14 protein-coding genes are annotated in these 15,091 nt (G+C 72.8%); 11 read left to right on the plus strand and 3 right to left on the minus strand.

Features of this window, described 5'->3' with window-relative positions:
- Positions 1-22: 22 nt before the first annotated feature.
- From OG214_RS29355 to OG214_RS29405, 11 genes are all read left to right on the plus strand, one after another.
- Positions 23-1,312: an ABC transporter substrate-binding protein gene (locus tag OG214_RS29355; RefSeq protein WP_405986423.1), complete on the plus strand. Its 1,290-nt coding sequence runs from the start codon at positions 23-25 to the stop codon at positions 1,310-1,312.
- 1 nt (position 1,313) lies between these two features.
- Positions 1,314-2,294: a carbohydrate ABC transporter permease gene (locus OG214_RS29360; protein WP_405986424.1), complete on the plus strand. Its 981-nt coding sequence runs from the start codon at positions 1,314-1,316 to the stop codon at positions 2,292-2,294.
- Positions 2,294-3,205 (plus strand): carbohydrate ABC transporter permease, encoded by a 912-nt coding sequence (locus OG214_RS29365; protein ID WP_363080646.1) that lies wholly within the window; start codon positions 2,294-2,296, stop codon positions 3,203-3,205. Before OG214_RS29360 ends, OG214_RS29365 begins: the two co-directional genes overlap by 1 nt.
- A 77-nt stretch (positions 3,206-3,282) precedes the next feature.
- Positions 3,283-5,382 (plus strand): alpha-galactosidase, encoded by a 2,100-nt coding sequence (locus OG214_RS29370; RefSeq protein WP_405987651.1) that lies wholly within the window; start codon positions 3,283-3,285, stop codon positions 5,380-5,382.
- 107 nt (positions 5,383-5,489) lie between these two features.
- Positions 5,490-6,248: an SDR family NAD(P)-dependent oxidoreductase gene (locus OG214_RS29375; RefSeq protein ID WP_405986425.1), complete on the plus strand. Its 759-nt coding sequence runs from the start codon at positions 5,490-5,492 to the stop codon at positions 6,246-6,248.
- An 82-nt stretch (positions 6,249-6,330) separates the two neighbouring features.
- Complete coding sequence (locus OG214_RS29380; protein WP_405986426.1) at positions 6,331-7,182, plus strand: FadR/GntR family transcriptional regulator; 852 nt, start codon at positions 6,331-6,333, stop codon at positions 7,180-7,182.
- On the plus strand, positions 7,179-8,324 hold the full coding sequence (dgoD, locus tag OG214_RS29385) for a galactonate dehydratase (protein ID WP_405986427.1): 1,146 nt from the start codon (positions 7,179-7,181) through the stop codon (positions 8,322-8,324). Before OG214_RS29380 ends, dgoD begins: the two co-directional genes overlap by 4 nt.
- A 29-nt stretch (positions 8,325-8,353) precedes the next feature.
- Entirely contained in the window at positions 8,354-9,208 is an 855-nt protein-coding gene (locus tag OG214_RS29390; RefSeq protein ID WP_405986428.1) for a hypothetical protein, read from the plus strand.
- 76 nt (positions 9,209-9,284) lie between these two features.
- Positions 9,285-9,986: a bifunctional 4-hydroxy-2-oxoglutarate aldolase/2-dehydro-3-deoxy-phosphogluconate aldolase gene (locus tag OG214_RS29395; protein ID WP_405986429.1), complete on the plus strand. Its 702-nt coding sequence runs from the start codon at positions 9,285-9,287 to the stop codon at positions 9,984-9,986.
- The gene (locus OG214_RS29400) at positions 9,983-10,990 is read left to right on the plus strand and encodes an SMP-30/gluconolactonase/LRE family protein (protein WP_405986430.1); all 1,008 of its coding nucleotides are present in this window, start codon (positions 9,983-9,985) and stop codon (positions 10,988-10,990) included. The genes OG214_RS29395 and OG214_RS29400 overlap by 4 nt, the downstream gene beginning before the upstream one ends.
- Positions 10,987-12,027 carry a sugar kinase gene (locus OG214_RS29405; protein WP_405986431.1) on the plus strand — a complete coding sequence of 347 codons (1,041 nt, stop codon included), beginning with the start codon at positions 10,987-10,989 and terminating at the stop codon, positions 12,025-12,027. Before OG214_RS29400 ends, OG214_RS29405 begins: the two co-directional genes overlap by 4 nt.
- A gap of 49 nt (positions 12,028-12,076) precedes the next feature.
- Here the strand turns inward: OG214_RS29405 and OG214_RS29410 are convergent, their stop codons facing one another.
- From OG214_RS29410 to OG214_RS29420, 3 genes are all read right to left on the minus strand, one after another.
- A complete protein-coding gene (locus OG214_RS29410) occupies positions 12,077-13,051 on the minus strand; it encodes a COX15/CtaA family protein (protein ID WP_405986432.1) in 975 nt (324 codons plus the stop codon).
- 161 nt (positions 13,052-13,212) lie between these two features.
- Complete coding sequence (locus tag OG214_RS29415) at positions 13,213-14,034, minus strand: ABC transporter permease (RefSeq protein ID WP_405986433.1); 822 nt, start codon at positions 14,032-14,034, stop codon at positions 13,213-13,215.
- Positions 14,031-15,014, minus strand: a complete 984-nt coding sequence (locus tag OG214_RS29420) for an ABC transporter ATP-binding protein (RefSeq protein WP_405986434.1) — start codon at positions 15,012-15,014, stop codon at positions 14,031-14,033. Before OG214_RS29420 ends, OG214_RS29415 begins: the two co-directional genes overlap by 4 nt.
- Positions 15,015-15,091: the final 77 nt, after the last annotated feature.

Consider the following 15,091-nt stretch of genomic DNA (forward strand, 5'->3'; position numbering starts at 1 on the left):
CGAGCCATCAGGGAGCACTTCCATGAACAGTTCAGCCCCCAGCCGCCGCCGGTTCCTGGCGGGCACCGGAGCGGTCGGCGCCGCCGCGTTCCTGAGCGGCTGCGTCACCTCGGGACCGAGCGCCAAGACCTCCTCCGGCGGCGGCCCCGTCACCCTTCAGTCCAACCTCTCCTCGCCGCAGGCCAAGAAGGCCATGGAGGATCTCGTCGCCGCGTTCAACAAGCGCGGCGGCGCCGAGGCCTCGCTCAACACCGTGGCCTCCGAGACCTTCCGCACCCAGCTCCCGACGTATCTGACCTCCGCCCAGCCGCCGGACCTGCTCACCTGGTACCCCGGCTCGGTGGCGGACTCGTACGCGAAGAAGGACCTGCTGCTCGACATCGGCGACCTCTGGGAGAAGCCCGAACTGTCGGGCTACAGCGAGGCCCTCAAGACGCTGTGCACCTCCTCGGCGGGCAAGAAGGTCTTCGTACCCGCCACGTACTACTGGTGGGGCTGCTTCTACCGGAAGTCCAACTTCGCCAAGTGGGGCGTGCGGGAGCCGAAGACCTGGGACGAGTTCCTCGACCTCTGCGACACGCTCAAGTCCAAGGGCGTCGCGCCGATCGGTCTCGGCGCCGGCGGCAACACCGCCTGGGTCGCCTCCTCCTGGTTCGACTACCTGAACATACGGATCAACGGAGCGCGGTACCACCGCGACCTCCTCGCCGGAAAGCACCGCTTCGACGACCCCGAGGTCCGCAAGGTCTTCGACCGCTGGAGCGAGGCCCTGCCGTACTTCGACCCCGACGGCACGGCGCTGGCCTTCCAGGACGCCACCACCGCGCTGCTCCAGGGCCGTACGGGACTGATGCTCATCGGCACCTTCTTCGCGGACTCCGCGCCCAAGGACCAGCTCGACGACATCGACTTCTTCCGCTTCCCCGTCATCGACCCGAAGGTCCCCCTGGCCGAGGAGGGCCCCACGGACGGCTACTTCGCCAGCGCCCGTACCGGCCACAAGGACGAGGTCAGGGAGCTGATGACCTATATGGCCACCGCCGAGGCGCAGGAGATCTATCTCAAGGGCTCCTCCGGGACCGCGCTGCCCACCAACCCGAAGGCCAAGGACACCGGGACCCCGCTGGTCAAGAAGGGCCGCGCGCTGATCGAGAGCGCCGCGGACGTCACCCAGTTCTTCAACCGTGACTCCAGCGACGCCCTCCAGCCCACCGCGGACACCGCGCTCACCCGCTTCCTCGCCAAGCCCAAGGAGATCGACTCGATCCTCACCACCTGGCAGCGGGACGCCCAGAAGATCTGGGGACAGTGACGTGGCGGTGCTGACCGAGCCACGGTCCGGGCGGCGAGGAGACCGGAAACCGCCAGGAGGCGGGGGACCCGGCGGCCGGGGGCGGCCGGGCGGCGGAGGGCTGCTGGGAAGCCGGGGCGCGACACGGGTCAGGCCCGTGGTCCTCGTCTTCGTCCTCGTACCGCTGCTCGCCGAGGCCTTCTGGGTGTTCTGGCCGGCGGTCCAGGGGTTCTATCTCTCCCTCACGGACTGGGACGGAGTCTCCGCCCCGTCGTTCGTCGGACTCGCCAACTACCGGGAGATGTTCGGCGACGAGATCTTCCGTACGGCCCTGCTCGACACCGTGCTGTGGCTGCTGCTCTTCGGCGGGCTCTCCGCGCTCCTCGGTCTCGGCGCCGCGCTGCTGCTCCAGCAGGAGCGGCGCGGGGTCGGCTTCTACCGGGCGGCCCTCTTCCTGCCCGTGGTGTTCTCGCTCACCGCCACCGCCCTGGTGTGGCAGGCGATGTACCAGCCCGACGGGCTGATCAACAACACCCTCGAAGCCGTCGGGCTCGGCAGTCTGCGCCATGCCTGGCTGGCCGACCAGGACACCGCCCTCTACGCCGTGATCGTGCCCGCCCTGTGGCGCCAGATCGGCTATGTGATGGTGCTCTATCTCGCCGGTCTCAAGGGCATCGACCCGGTGCTCTACGAAGCGGCGAAGGTCGACGGCGCCACCCGGTGGCAGCAGTTCCGCCACATCACCCTGCCCCAGCTCAGCAGCGTCAACGCCGTGGTCCTGTCGGTGATCGTGATCGACTCGCTGCGCTCGTTCGACGTGGTCTGGGCGCTCACCCGCGGCGGTCCGTACCACTCCTCGGAACTGCTCAGCACCTATATGTACTCCACCGCCTTCCAGTCGCTGCGGCTGGGATACGGCTCCGCCCTCGCGGTCGTGATCTTCGTGCTGGCCTTCGGGGTCATCGTGTCCTATCTCGTCCGCGCCTTCCGGGAGGCCGACTGATGAGCGTCACCCGAGCCGAGCCGCCCGCCGGACAGCACGGCACACCGCCCGCCCCGCCCGCACCGGCGCCCGGCGGGACCCGGTCCCGGCGCCGCGCGTGGTCCACCGCGGGCTTCCATCTCGGCGCGGGCGCGCTGTCCGCGCTGTGGCTGGTGCCGATCGTCCTCGTACTCGTCACCAGCACCCGGTCCTTCGACGACATCGCCGCCAACGGCCTCGGCAGCCTGCCGCACTCCTTCACCCTGAGCGGCTTCGGCCAGGCGTGGACCGACGGCGGCCAGGCCCGCGCGCTCGCCAACAGCCTGCTCGTGACCGTGCCGACCGTGCTGCTGTCGCTCGCGCTGGCCTCGCTCGCGGCCTTCGGGCTCGCCCGTTACGATCTGCCGCTGCGCCGCACCCTGCTGCTCCTGATGCTCGGCGGCAATCTGCTGCCCCCGCAGATCCTGCTGATCCCGGTGTCGAAGATCAGCGAGTCACTGGGGCTGTACGACTCGCTGTACGCGCTCATCGGTGTCCAGGTCGGCTTCGGCGTCGGCTTCTACGTCTTCGTGCTGCACGGCTTCATGCGCTCCATCCCGCCCGAGATCCAGCAGGCCGCCGTCATCGACGGCGCGAGTCCGTGGCAGATCTACCGGCGGATCATCATGCCGCTGACCACCCCGGCCCTCGCCGCGCTGAGCGCGCTCTCCTTCACCTGGATCTTCAACGATCTGCTGTGGGCGATCACCGTGCTGCGTACGGGCAGCAAGATGCCCGTCACGGCCTCGCTCATCGGCCTCCAGGGCCAGTACGTGTCGATGTGGAACGTCATCGCGGCGGGTTCGGTGATCGCGGCGGCCCCGACCGTGATCGTATTCCTGCGGTTCCAGCGGCACTTCGTCGCCGGACTCAATCTGGGAGCAGTCAAGTGACGACGCACGACCCGAAGGCGCACGACCCGGACGCGCACGGCCAGAAGACGCACGACCTGAAGACACACGATCCGGACGTGCGGGGCGACCGGTGGCTGCTGCGCACCGAGAACACCACCTACGCGGTCGCCCTCGCCGGTGACGGCCGCTGGGCCGAGCTGACCGCGTGGGGCCCGCACGGAGCCGAGACCGGACCCTCCGCGCTGGACTGGTCACGCCGTACGCACTTCATCACCCCCGCCGATCTGGCGCCCGCCGAGTACATCCCGTACGGGCTGCGGCCGTTCACCGGCGCCGATCTGGTCGCCCAGCGGCCCGGCGAGGAGCGCGGCGTCTGGTGGACCTTCACCGGGGCCACCCGCCAAGGCGACTCCTCCCTGCGGCTGGTCTTCACCGACGAGACTCTCGGACTGACGACGGCTCTGTGCTACGAGACCGTCCCCGGCACCGATGTGATCCTCCGCTGGACCGAACTGACCTGCACCGCCGAGACCGGTCTGCGGCTGGAACGCTTCGACTCCGCCGCCGTGAACATCCCCGTCACAGGCGGCGCGCGGCTGACGTATCTCACCGGCCAGTGGTCCCAGGAATTCCAGCTCACCCAGCTCGAACTGGCCCGGGGCAGCTTCGGGATGTCCTCCGCCCAGGCCGTCCCCGGCCATGCCTACGCGCCCTGGCTCGCCGTCCAGGACGCCGCGTCACCGGCCGAAGGAGCCACCCCCACCTACGGCGTCGCCCTGGAGTGGTCCGGCAACTGGCACATCACCACCGACGCCGAGCCCGGCGGCGCGGTCCGGGTCCGGGCGGGACGTGTCCCGCACGAGGGCGCGGTACGGCTCGCCCCCGGCGGCACACTCACCACCCCCCGGCTCGCCTGCGCCTTCAGCCCGGACGGTCTCGACGGACTCGCCCGGGTCTGGCACCGCTACGAGCGCCGTCTCACCGGTGACCGGATGCACCGGCCCCGCAAGGTGCTCTACAACTCCTGGGAAGCCACCGGCTTCGACGTCGACGCCGCGACCCAGCTCGAACTGGCCGGGATCGCCGCAGAGATGGGGGCCGAGCTGTTCGTCGTCGACGACGGCTGGTTCACCGGGCGGTCCGACGACACCGGCGGGCTCGGCGACTGGTACACCGATCCGGCGTCCTTCCCGGACGGACTCGACCACTTCATCGCTCAAGTCCGCGACCTGGGAATGGACTTCGGACTGTGGGTGGAGCCGGAGGCCATCAGCCCCGCGTCCGGGCTGTACGCGGCGCACCCCGAGTGGGTCTACCGGCTGGAGGGCCGCCCCGCCACGCTCGTACGCAACCAGCTCCTCCTCGACCTCGGCCGCGAGGACGTACAGGACTTCGTCCTCGGCACGCTCGACCGGCTGCTCGACGACCACGCCATCGGCTATCTCAAGTGGGACATGAACCGCCCGCCCACCGAACGCGGCAGACCGGGCGGCGGTCCCGTCGAGGAACAGGATCTCGACGCCGCGCATGTCGCCGGCTATCTGCGGGTCCTCGACCATCTCCGTACACGCCACCCCCACGTCACCGTCGAGGGATGCGCGGGCGGCGGCGGCCGGATCGAGCACGCCACCCTCGCCCGTACGGATGTGGTGTGGCCCAGCGACAACACCGCGCCGCTCGACCGGCTCGCCATTCAGTACGGCTATCTCCACGCGCACGCCCCGCACACCATGAGCTCCTGGGTCACCGACGCGCCCGGTGTCTTCGACCCGCGCCCGCGCTCGCTCGGCTTCCGCTTCGTCACCGCGGCGGCGGGCGTGCTCGGTATCGGCGCCGACATCCGCCACTGGTCCGAGGAGCGGCGCGCGGAGGCGGCGGGATGGATCGCCCGCTACAAGGAGATCCGCGATGTCGTCCACCACGGGGAGGCGCGGCTGCTGAACTCCCCGGCGGACGCCACCTGCGGAGCGCAGTACGAGGAGCCGGGCGGCGGCCGGGTCGTCGTCACGGCGTGGAACACCGGACGTCTGGACGGCGCTCCGCTGGTCCCGGGGCGCGCGGCCAGACTGCGGCTGCGCGGACTCGACCCGGCGGCCCGCTATCGCGATCCGGCGTCGGGCGTCACCTACAGCGGGGCCCATCTCGTCCATTCCGGTGTGCCGTTCGCCTGGACGGAGCGGTACGACGCGGAACTGGTGGTCCTCCTGCGCGAGTGACCGGGCGGGACCGCAGAGTCACTACAGTCGGGACGCCCGTCCTGTCCGCCGATCCGTGGCCGGCACCCGGCCAACCTCCCTCACCTCCCAAGGAGTCGACCCGCCCCATGAACGGAACCGCCCGTTTCACCGACCGCGTCGCCGTGGTCACCGGAGCCGCCTCGGGCATCGGCGCCGCCACCGCGCAAAGGCTCGCCGCCGAAGGCGCGGCCGTGATCCTCGCGGACATCGCGAAGGAGCGCGGGGAAGCCGTCGCCGCGGACATCCGCGCGGCCGGCGGCCGTGCCGCGTTCGTGACGGCGGATGTCTCCGACGAGGGCGACTGGGACCGGATCGTGGCCGCCGCGCACACCTACGGCCCCGTCGGAGTCCTGGTCAGCAACGCCTACACCGTGCGGGTCGCGCCCGCCCACGAGATGTCGCTCGACGCCTGGGAACGCCAGCTCGCCGTCAATCTCACCGGCGGCTTCCTCGGGTTCAGGGCCGTCCTGCCCGATCTGCGCGAGCGGCGCGGCGCGGTGGTCCTCACCTCGTCCGTACACGCGCACAAGGGCATCCCCGGGCACCCCGCGTACGCGGCCTCCAAGGGCGCGCTGCTCTCGCTCAGCGGACAGCTCGCCGTGGAGTACGGCCCCGAGGTGCGGGTCAACGCCGTGCTGCCGGGACCGATCCTGACCGCCGCCTGGGACCGGGTGCCGGCGGCGGACCGGGAGCGCAGCATCGCCGAGACCGCGGCCCGCCGCTTCGGCAGACCCGAGGAGGTCGCCGCCGCGATCGCCTTCCTGGCCGCCGAGGAAGCCTCGTACATCACCGGATCGAGCCTGCTCGTGGACGGCGGCTGGAGTGTGGTGAAGGCGTCGGCCTGACCACCGGGCCGCCGACACCGGCCCGCCGACACCGCGCCACCGACCGCCGGACAACGACCGACCAGCAGAAAGGCATTACGACATGACGCCGTACGCGCGCCGCGGAGTGCACGGCCAGACCGTGGAGATTCTTGCGCGCCGGGTGCTCAGCGGGGAGATTCCCGAGGGGGCGACACTCGATCTCGTGGCGTTGCAGCGCGAGTTGGACGTCAGTCTGACCGCCCTGCGCGAATCGCTGAAGGTGCTCGGGGCCAAGGGGATGGTCGACGCGCGCCAGCGAAGAGGCACCTTCGTCAGAGCGCGCGCCGACTGGAATCTGCTGGACGCGGACGTGCTGCGCTGGCAGTTCGCCGACGGCACCAGCTCCGAGGCCGACCTCGGGCTGCTGCGCAATCTGGGCGAGGTGCGCGGGATCGTGGAACCGGCCGCGGTACGGCTGGCAGCCGCGCGCCGCACCGACGCCGATCTCGCGGAGCTGGAGGCGGCGCTGACGGCGATGGGCGGGACGACGGCATACGACGAAGACGGGACCGACGGGACCGACGGGACCGGCGGGGCCGGCGCGGCGGGCGGGGCCGCCCGCGCGGTCGAGGCCGACCTCGCCTTCCACCGCGCGCTGCTCGCGGCCACCCACAACGAACTGCTGGAACGCATGGAGATGGTCATCGAGTCCGGACTGGCCCATCGCGACCAGATCGTGCACAGCTCCCCGCACGGCGAGGACCCCGTACCCAGCCACCGCGCCGTCCTCGACGCCGTACGGGCGCGGGACCAGGACGCGGCGGAGCGCGCCATGCGGGCCCTGCTCGACCAGGCGGTACGCGACCTCGACAGGGTGCACGGCGCGCCGCACGCCGACACGCCACGCGCGGAGACGCCACACGCCGACACGCCACGCGCGGACACCGAGGAGAAGGGCCCCGAGGCCAAGTGAAGATCGTTCGCGTGGAGACGTTCCTCGTCCCGCCCCGCTGGCTGTTCTGCCGCGTCGAGACCGACGAGGGCGTGGTCGGCTGGGGCGAACCGGTCGTCGAGGGCCGGGCCGAGGTCGTACGGGCCGCGGTCGACGTGCTCGCCGAGTATCTGATCGGCCAGGATCCGCTCAGGATCGAGGACCACTGGCAGATCCTCAGCAAGAGCGGCTTCTACCGGGGCGGCCCGGTGCTCTCCAGCGCCGTCGCGGGCATCGACCAGGCGCTGTGGGACATCGCGGGCAAGACGTACGGAGCGCCCGTGCACGCCCTGCTCGGCGGCCCGGTGAGGGACTCCGTACGTGTCTACGCATGGGTCGGCGGCGATGAACCGGCGCGGCTGGTCGAGGAGATAACCGAGCAGGTCGAGGCGGGCTTCACCGCCGTCAAGATGAACGCTGCGGGCCGTACGTCACCGATCACCACCCTCGCGGAGACCAACGCGGTGGTGGAGCGCGTGGCCGCGGCCCGAGAGGTCCTCGGCCCGGACCGCGATGTCGCCGTGGATTTCCACGGGCGCTTCGGCCCGGCCGGGGTCCGCCGGGTCCTCCAGGAGATAGGCCCGCTGCATCCGCTCTTCGCCGAGGAGCCGCTGCTGCCCGAGCACGGGCATCTGCTGCCCGGACTGGTGGCGGCGAGCCCGGTGCCCATAGCCACCGGTGAACGGCTCTACGGACGGGCCGAGTTCCTGCCCGCGCTGGCGGCGGGCATCGCGGTGGCGCAGCCGGACCTCTCGCACGCGGGAGGCATCTCGGAGGTGCACCGGATCGCGTCGCTGGCGGACACGTACGGCGCGCAACTGGCGCCGCACTGCCCGCTCGGGCCCATCGCGCTCGCCGCCAGTCTCCAGATCGCCTTCTGCACACCGAACTTCCTCATCCAGGAGCAGAGCCGGGGCATCCACTACAACAAGGACGCGGATCTGCTGTCGTACGTGGTGGACACCGAACCGTTCCGGTTCGAGGCCGGGCAGGCGCGTCGTACCGGGCTGCCGGGCCTCGGCATCACGGTGGACGAGGAGGCGGTACGGGCCGCCGACCGCAGGGGGCACGCGTGGCGCAACCCGGTGTGGCGGCACGCGGACGGGTCGTTCGCGGAATGGTGAGCGAGAGGTCCGTGTCCGGGGTCTCCGCCGTGTCCGGGCCGCGTGTCGTCACGGACCGTGCGCGCGGCGGGCGTTGGACGTCCCTGCGTGGCGGGGGCGGTGGGCGCGAAGAGCACGGCGGGGGCGGTGAGGACGGCGGGGGCGGCGGCCGGGAGTGGCTCTGGTTCCGGGACGAGCCGCGCCGGGCGGGTGTCCGCCCGGGGGACGCGTTCGCCGACGCCGGAGGTCTGGAGGAGTGCGTCCCCACGATCCGGGGGACACCGGATCACGGTGACGCGTGGTCCCGGGTGTGGCGGCGGGCCGCTGACCGGCCCCCGGGAGAGCCGGTGGCCGAGGCCGTGGACTGCCCGGACTTCCGGCTGGTCCGGCGGATCACCACGGACACCGCGCGCACGGTCGTGGACTACCGGCTGTCCGCCGCGCCCGGCTACCGCTTCCTCTGGGCCGCCCACGCGCTGCTGGAACTCTCCGGGCGGGCGCGGGCGCTGATGCCGCGAGGGGCGGCGGTCCGGCTGTACCCCGACGGCGGCGCGCGCTGGACCCCGGGCCGCTGGCCCACGGTGGCGGGTGTGCCGCTCGACCGGCTCGGCCCCGCCGACGGCACGGCCGTGGGCGCCGTGGTCGACACATCCGAGGTGTCCGTACGGGACGGCGCCGACGAGCTGTGTCTGTCGGTCGAGGCGGAGGGACAGCCGGTCTCCGTCGCGCTCTGGCGGAACCTCGGGGGCTTCCCCGAGGACGCGCCGTACCGCTCCCTCGGTGTCGAGCCGATGCTCGGCCGGGTCTTCGACCTGGCCCACGCGGGGGAGAAGGACGCGGCGCGCGTGCCCGCGTCCGGCGAGGTGCGCTGGCGGCTCACGCTGTCGGTACGGCGTCACCCCTGACGCGGTGCGGCACCACCCCTGACGCGGCATCGCCCATGACGTGACATCACCCGACAGGAACGAGGAGAGGAACCCTGTGGATCTGCTGAGCGCGCTGCGCGCCCACCGGCTGGTCGCCATCGTGCGCGGAGACGATCCGGACGCGGCGCTGAGGACCGTACTGACACTCGCCGAGGAGGGCGTCGCCCTGATCGAGGTGTCGCTCTCCGGCCGGAACGCGCTGGATGTCATCGCGCGGGCCCGGACCGCTCTCGGCCCGGAAGCGCCGCTCGGCGCGGGCACGGTGCTGGGTCCCGGCGACGCGCGTGCCGCGCACGCGGCGGGAGCCGACTTCATCGTCACCCCGGCGGTCGGCGACGGCATCACCGTGGCCAAGGAGCTGGGGATGCCGGTACTCGCCGGGGTGATGACACCGACGGAGATCCTGAGCGCGCTGCGGCTCGGTGCCGGGGCGCTCAAGATCTTCCCGGCCGGACAGACGGGGGGCCCGGCGTATCTGCGGGCGCTGCGGGGACCGTTCCCGGAGCTGCCGTTCGTTCCCGTCGGGGGAGTGGACGCGACCGCCGCGCGCGAGTATCTGGAGCTGGGCGCGGTGGCGGTGGGAGTCGGCTCACCGCTGATCGGTGACGCGGCGGACGGCGGCGACCTCGGCGGACTGCGGGCGCGGGCACGGGAGTTCCTCACCGTGGTCGGCGAACACGGGCACGAGCGCGAACACGAGCGCGAGCACGGGCACGAGCGCGAACACGAGCACGAGCGGGCGGAGGAGCGGCGATGAGCGGCACCGGAGCGCACGGCACCGGAGCGCACGGCTCCCGGGCCGAGGTCCTTTGGCCGGACCGCCTCGAACTGGGCGAGGGAATCCGCTGGGTCGACGGCCGGATCGTGCTGGTCGACATCCTCTCGGGCCGGCTGCTCGCCGCGCCGCCCGGCGACCGGGCCGGACAGGGCCTGGCCGAGCTGGCCCGGCTGCCCGTGGCCCTCGGCGCGGTGGCCCCGGTCGAGGGGCGCCCCGGGAGCTGGATCGCGGCGGCGGGCCCGGGGATCTGTCTGCTCGACACCGCCGGCGGCCCCGGTGCCGACGACGAGACCGGTGCCGATGCCGGTGCCGGTGCCGACGACGGTGACGGGACCGGGATCGGGTGGCTGGCGCGTCCGGAGGACGGTGCGCCCGTACGGATGCGGATGAACGACGCGACCGCCGATCCGCACGGCCGCTTCTGGGCGGGCAGCATGGCGTACGACGACATCGAGGGCGCGGGATCCCTCTACCGCGTCGACCGCGACGGAACGGTGACCCGGGTGCTGAGCGGCATCACCGTACCGAACGGCCCCGCGTTCTCCGGCGACGGGGAGACCCTGTTCCTCGCGGACAGCGCGCGGGGGCTCATCAGGCGGTATCCGGTCGACCCGGCGACGGGTGAGCTGGGGGAACCGTCGGTGTTCACGACGCTGGACACGGGCGGCCCGGACGGAATGGCCGTCGATGCCGAGGGCGGCCTGTGGACCGCCGTCTGGGGCGAGGGCGTGGTCCATCGCTACCGTCCGGACGGCGCCCTGGACCAGGTGGTACGGGTCCCCGCGGCGCAGCCCGCCGGGGTCTGTCTGGGCGGGGAGGACGACCGCACACTGTTCGTCACGAGCGCCCGTACGGGTCTCTCCCGGCCGGAACCCCTCGACGGCGCGGTCTTCTCCGTACGGGTCGAGGTGCCGGGCCTGCCGACGGCGTCCTACCGCCCGGACCCGGGAAGCGGCTCACCGGACCCGGGAAACGGCTCATGAGCACTCCACTCGCGAGCACTCCAGCCGCGCGCGACGGCGGACCGCGGCTCATCGGGGCGGGGCCCGTCGTCTGTGTCGGAGAGACGATGGCGGCGCTGGCGCCCGAACCGGTCGCGCCGCTCGACGACGCGGCCCTGCTCGGCCTGGACGACGCGGAGCTGCTCCGCCTGGACATCGCTGGCGCCGAGTCGAATGTGGCGATGTATCTGGCCGACCACGGCGTACCGGCGCGCTGGGTGTCCGCGCTCGGCGACGATCCGCTCGGCGGACGGATCCTGCGGCGGGTGGCCTCCTGCGGCGTGGATGTCACGGGTGTACGGACGGACCCCACGCGGCCGACGGGCCTGCTGATCAAGAACCCCGGCGCCGACGGCACGCGCGTCCACTACTACCGGCGCGGTTCCGCGGCCTCCGCGCTCGGCCCGGAGGTGCTGCGCTCGGCGGCCGTCCGGGAGGCGGGACTCGTGCATCTCACCGGTATCACCCCCGCCCTGTCGGAGAGCTGTCTGGCCCTGGTGGAGGAGGCGCTCGCGCCCGGCCGGCCCTGGCCCGTCAGCTTCGATGTGAACCACCGCGCCGCGCTCTGGACCGGCCGGCCGGCGCCGGAGATCCTCCACGCGCTCGCGGACCGCGCGGATCTCGTCTTCGTGGGTCTGGACGAGGCCCAGGCGCTGTGGGGCCCGGCGGTGACGGACGCGGCCGCCGTACGTGCCCTGCTGCCCGGTCCGTACACAGTGGTGGTCAAGGACGGCGCGCGGGAGGCCACGGCCTATCTCGGCGAGGTGCCCTGCTCCGTCCCCGCCCCATGGGTCGAGGTGGTCGAACCGGTGGGCGCGGGCGACGCGTTCGCGGCGGGCTTCCTGGCGGGGCTGCGGGCCGACGGCGATCCCGTACGCGCCTTGCGGCTGGGCCACCTCACGGCCGCGTCGGCACTCCGCGTCGTGTCGGACCACGGCCCGCTGCCCCCGGCGGCCCGGCTGAGGGAGCTGCTGACGGCGGACGAGAAGACCTGGAAGGAGGAGACCCGGAAACGCTGACCCCCGAGAGAGTCCGAGACAACCCTGAACCGACGGGGGTCCGGAGGGTTCAGCCCGTGACCGCGGAGAGCGCCGGGTCCGGCTGTGCGGGGATCTCCACCGCCGTGTGCGGGCGCTCACGCAGGCTCATCGCCACCCGCAGGACCGCGATCCAGACCAGGCAGGAGCCGAGCATATGGGCGCCGACCAGGACTTCGGGGGTGTCGGTGAAGAACTGCACATAGCCGATGGCGCCCTGGGCGAGCAGCACCAGAAGCAGCTCACGGGCGCGCGCCCGGGTGTCGGCGGGCGCGTCCACCACCCGCAGCACCAGCCACATCGCCACGGCCAGCGCGCAGACGAGCCAGGCGAACACCGCGTGCACATGGGCGGCGTTCACCCAGTCGAAGGGCATGCGCGGCACATCGCTGCTGTCGCCCGCGTGCCGGCCCGAGCCGGTCACCGTCGTACCCGCCGCGATCAGGACCACCGCCGCGCCGGTCAGGGCCCAGGACAGCTTGTGTACGGGACGCGGGACACGCGGCCGGACCGCGCCGTCGCCCTCGCGGGTGCGCAGCCAGGTCAGGGTGGTGACGGTGAGCAGGGCGGTGGCGAGCAGGAAGTGGCCCGCCACTGTCCAGGGGTTGAGACCCGTCCACACCGTGATGCCGCCGAGCACGGCATTGCCCATGACGATCCAGAACTGGGACCAGGCGAGCCGGGTCAGCCCGCGCCGCCGGGGCTTCGCCGAGCGCACCGCGACGATCGCCCAGCCGACCGCCGCGCACAGGACGTAGGTCAGCATCCGGTTGCCGAACTCGATCGCACCGTGGATGCCCTGCTCGGGGGTGGCGAACAGACTGTCGTCCGTGCACTTGGGCCAGGTGTCGCAGCCGAGGCCGGAACCGGTGAGCCGGACCGCGCCGCCGGTGACGACGATCACCACGCTCATCACGACGGCGGTGAGCGCGGCACGCCGGACGGTCCGGGGGGAAGGTGTCCAGCGCTGGGCGATATGGGCGAGGGGGGTCAGCACGGCAACCATCGTAGGCGGGAGCTTGTGCAGGTTTTCACGAGGGGTGCGTACACCGCGTCCCGCCGCCCGGGAGCGGGTTCGGCCGCCCGGGAGCGGGCCCGTACCGCGCGGAAGCCGGCCCCATACCGCGCGCGAGTCGGCCCGTACCGCGCGGAAGGCCGGTCGCGGGGTCACTCCCAGCGGAAGAAGGCCGCCGCCGCGCCGAGGCCGAGCACGGCCCAGCCGGCCAGCACCCCGAGACCGCCCCAGGGCACCCCCGCGCCCTGCTGGAGGACATCCCGCAGACCGTCGGAGAGCGCCGAGATCGGCAGCAGCGCCAGCACCGAGTGCGCAGCGTCCGGGAACCTGTCCAGCGGCACGATCACCCCGCCGCCCACCAGGAGCAGCAGGAAGACCAGATTGGCCGCGGCCAGGGTCGCCTCCGCCCGGAGCGTGCCCGCCATCAGCAGACCCAGCCCCGAGAAGGCCGCGGTGCCGAGCACGAGCAGCAGGACGACGGCGAGCGGGCCGCCGTGCGGGGACCAGCCCAGAGCGAGGGCGATCACCGTCAGCAGCGCGATCTGGAGCACCTCGGTGACCAGCACGGAGAGCGTCTTGGCGGTCATCAGGGCCCACCGGGGCAGCGGTGACACGGCGAGCCGCTTGAGCACGCCGTACCGCCGCTCGAAGCCCGTGGCGATGGCCTGCCCCGTGAACGCCGTGGACATCACCGCCAGGGCGAGCACACCGGGGGCGAGGAAGTCCACCGCCTCGTCCGCGCCGGTGTCGACGATGTCGACCGTCGAGAACAGCACCAGCAGCAGCGAGGGGATGATCACGGTCAGCAGGAGCTGCTCACCGTTGCGCAGCAGCAGTCTCGTCTCGAACGCCGTCTGCGCCGCGATCATGCGGAGCACCGGCGCGGCGCCGGGCGCCGGGGCGTACGTACCGGCGCCCGCGACGCCACCGGCCACCGTGCCGTTCGCCGCGCCGCTGCTCGTGTCGGCGGTCATGAACGCAGCTCCTTGCCGGTCAGTTCGAGGAAGACGTCCTCCAGCGTGTGCCGCTCGACGGAGATCCCGTCCGGCATCACACCGTGCTGCGCGCACCAGGAGGCCACCGTGGCGAGCAGCTGCGGATCGACCGCGCCGCTGATCCGGTACGCCCCCGAGGTCAGCTCGGCGGCGGCCGTGCCGTCGGGCAGCGCCTTCAGCAGCGAGCCGAGGTCCAGCCCGGGGCGGCCGGTGAAGCGCAGGGTGTTCTCGGCGCCGCCCCGGCACAGCTCCTCCGGGCTGCCCTGGGCGATCACCCGGCCCGCGTCGATGATCACGACATCGTCGGCCAGTTCCTCGGCCTCGTCCATGAAGTGCGTGGTCAGTACGGCGGTGACGCCGTCGGCGCGCAGCTCGCGGACGAGATCCCAGGTGGAGCGGCGGGCCTGCGGGTCGAGCCCGGCGGTCGGTTCGTCCAGGAAGAGCAGCTCGGGGCGGCCGACGACGGCCAGCGCCAGCGCGAGCCGCTGCTGCTGCCCGCCCGAGAGCCGGCGGTACGGGGTACGGCCGCAGTCGCCGAGGCCGAGCCGCTCGGTCAGCGTGTCCACGTCCAGGGGATGGGCGTGCAGCCGGGCCATATGGCGGAGCATCTCGTCGGCACGCGCGCCGGAGTACACGCCGCCCGACTGGAGCATCACGCCGATGCGCGGGCGGAGCCGGGCGGCGTCGGTGACGGGGTCGAGACCGAGGACGCGGACGGTGCCCTCGTCGGCCCTGCGGTAGCCCTCGCAGATCTCGACCGTGGTGGTCTTGCCCGCTCCGTTGGGGCCGAGCACGGCGGTGACCGTACCGGCGCGCACCACCAGATCGAGACCGTCGACCGCGGCCTTGGACCCGTACCGCTTGACCAGGCCACGGACCTCGACGACGGGCTCTCCGGGGGCGTGGCCCGCGGCGGGACCGCGGCCGGGCCGGGAGCCGCCCGGGAAGACGCTGCGCATGGCGGGAAGTGTATGCACGGACCGCCGACCCCCGGTCCGCGGGGCCGAAAGGGGCCCTCAGGGGGCCGGAAGCCGCC

This window comes from Streptomyces sp. NBC_00872, assembly GCF_045161915.1.
Classification (GTDB): Bacteria; Actinomycetota; Actinomycetes; order Streptomycetales; family Streptomycetaceae; genus Streptomyces.

What these genes read in the sequence shown, in the direction of transcription:
- OG214_RS29355 (WP_405986423.1), top strand. Translation starts at nt 23, where the DNA reads ATGAACAGTTCAGCCCCCAGCCGCCGCCGGTTCCTGGCGGGCACCGGA.
- OG214_RS29365 (WP_363080646.1), top strand. Translation starts at nt 2,294, where the DNA reads ATGAGCGTCACCCGAGCCGAGCCGCCCGCCGGACAGCACGGCACACCG.
- OG214_RS29375 (WP_405986425.1), top strand. Translation starts at nt 5,490, where the DNA reads ATGAACGGAACCGCCCGTTTCACCGACCGCGTCGCCGTGGTCACCGGA.
- OG214_RS29380 (WP_405986426.1), top strand. Translation starts at nt 6,331, where the DNA reads ATGACGCCGTACGCGCGCCGCGGAGTGCACGGCCAGACCGTGGAGATT.
- OG214_RS29400 (WP_405986430.1), top strand. Translation starts at nt 9,983, where the DNA reads ATGAGCGGCACCGGAGCGCACGGCACCGGAGCGCACGGCTCCCGGGCC.
- OG214_RS29405 (WP_405986431.1), top strand. Translation starts at nt 10,987, where the DNA reads ATGAGCACTCCACTCGCGAGCACTCCAGCCGCGCGCGACGGCGGACCG.
- OG214_RS29410 (WP_405986432.1), bottom strand. Translation starts at nt 13,051, where the DNA reads ATGGTTGCCGTGCTGACCCCCCTCGCCCATATCGCCCAGCGCTGGACA.
- OG214_RS29415 (WP_405986433.1), bottom strand. Translation starts at nt 14,034, where the DNA reads ATGACCGCCGACACGAGCAGCGGCGCGGCGAACGGCACGGTGGCCGGT.
- OG214_RS29420 (WP_405986434.1), bottom strand. Translation starts at nt 15,014, where the DNA reads ATGCGCAGCGTCTTCCCGGGCGGCTCCCGGCCCGGCCGCGGTCCCGCC.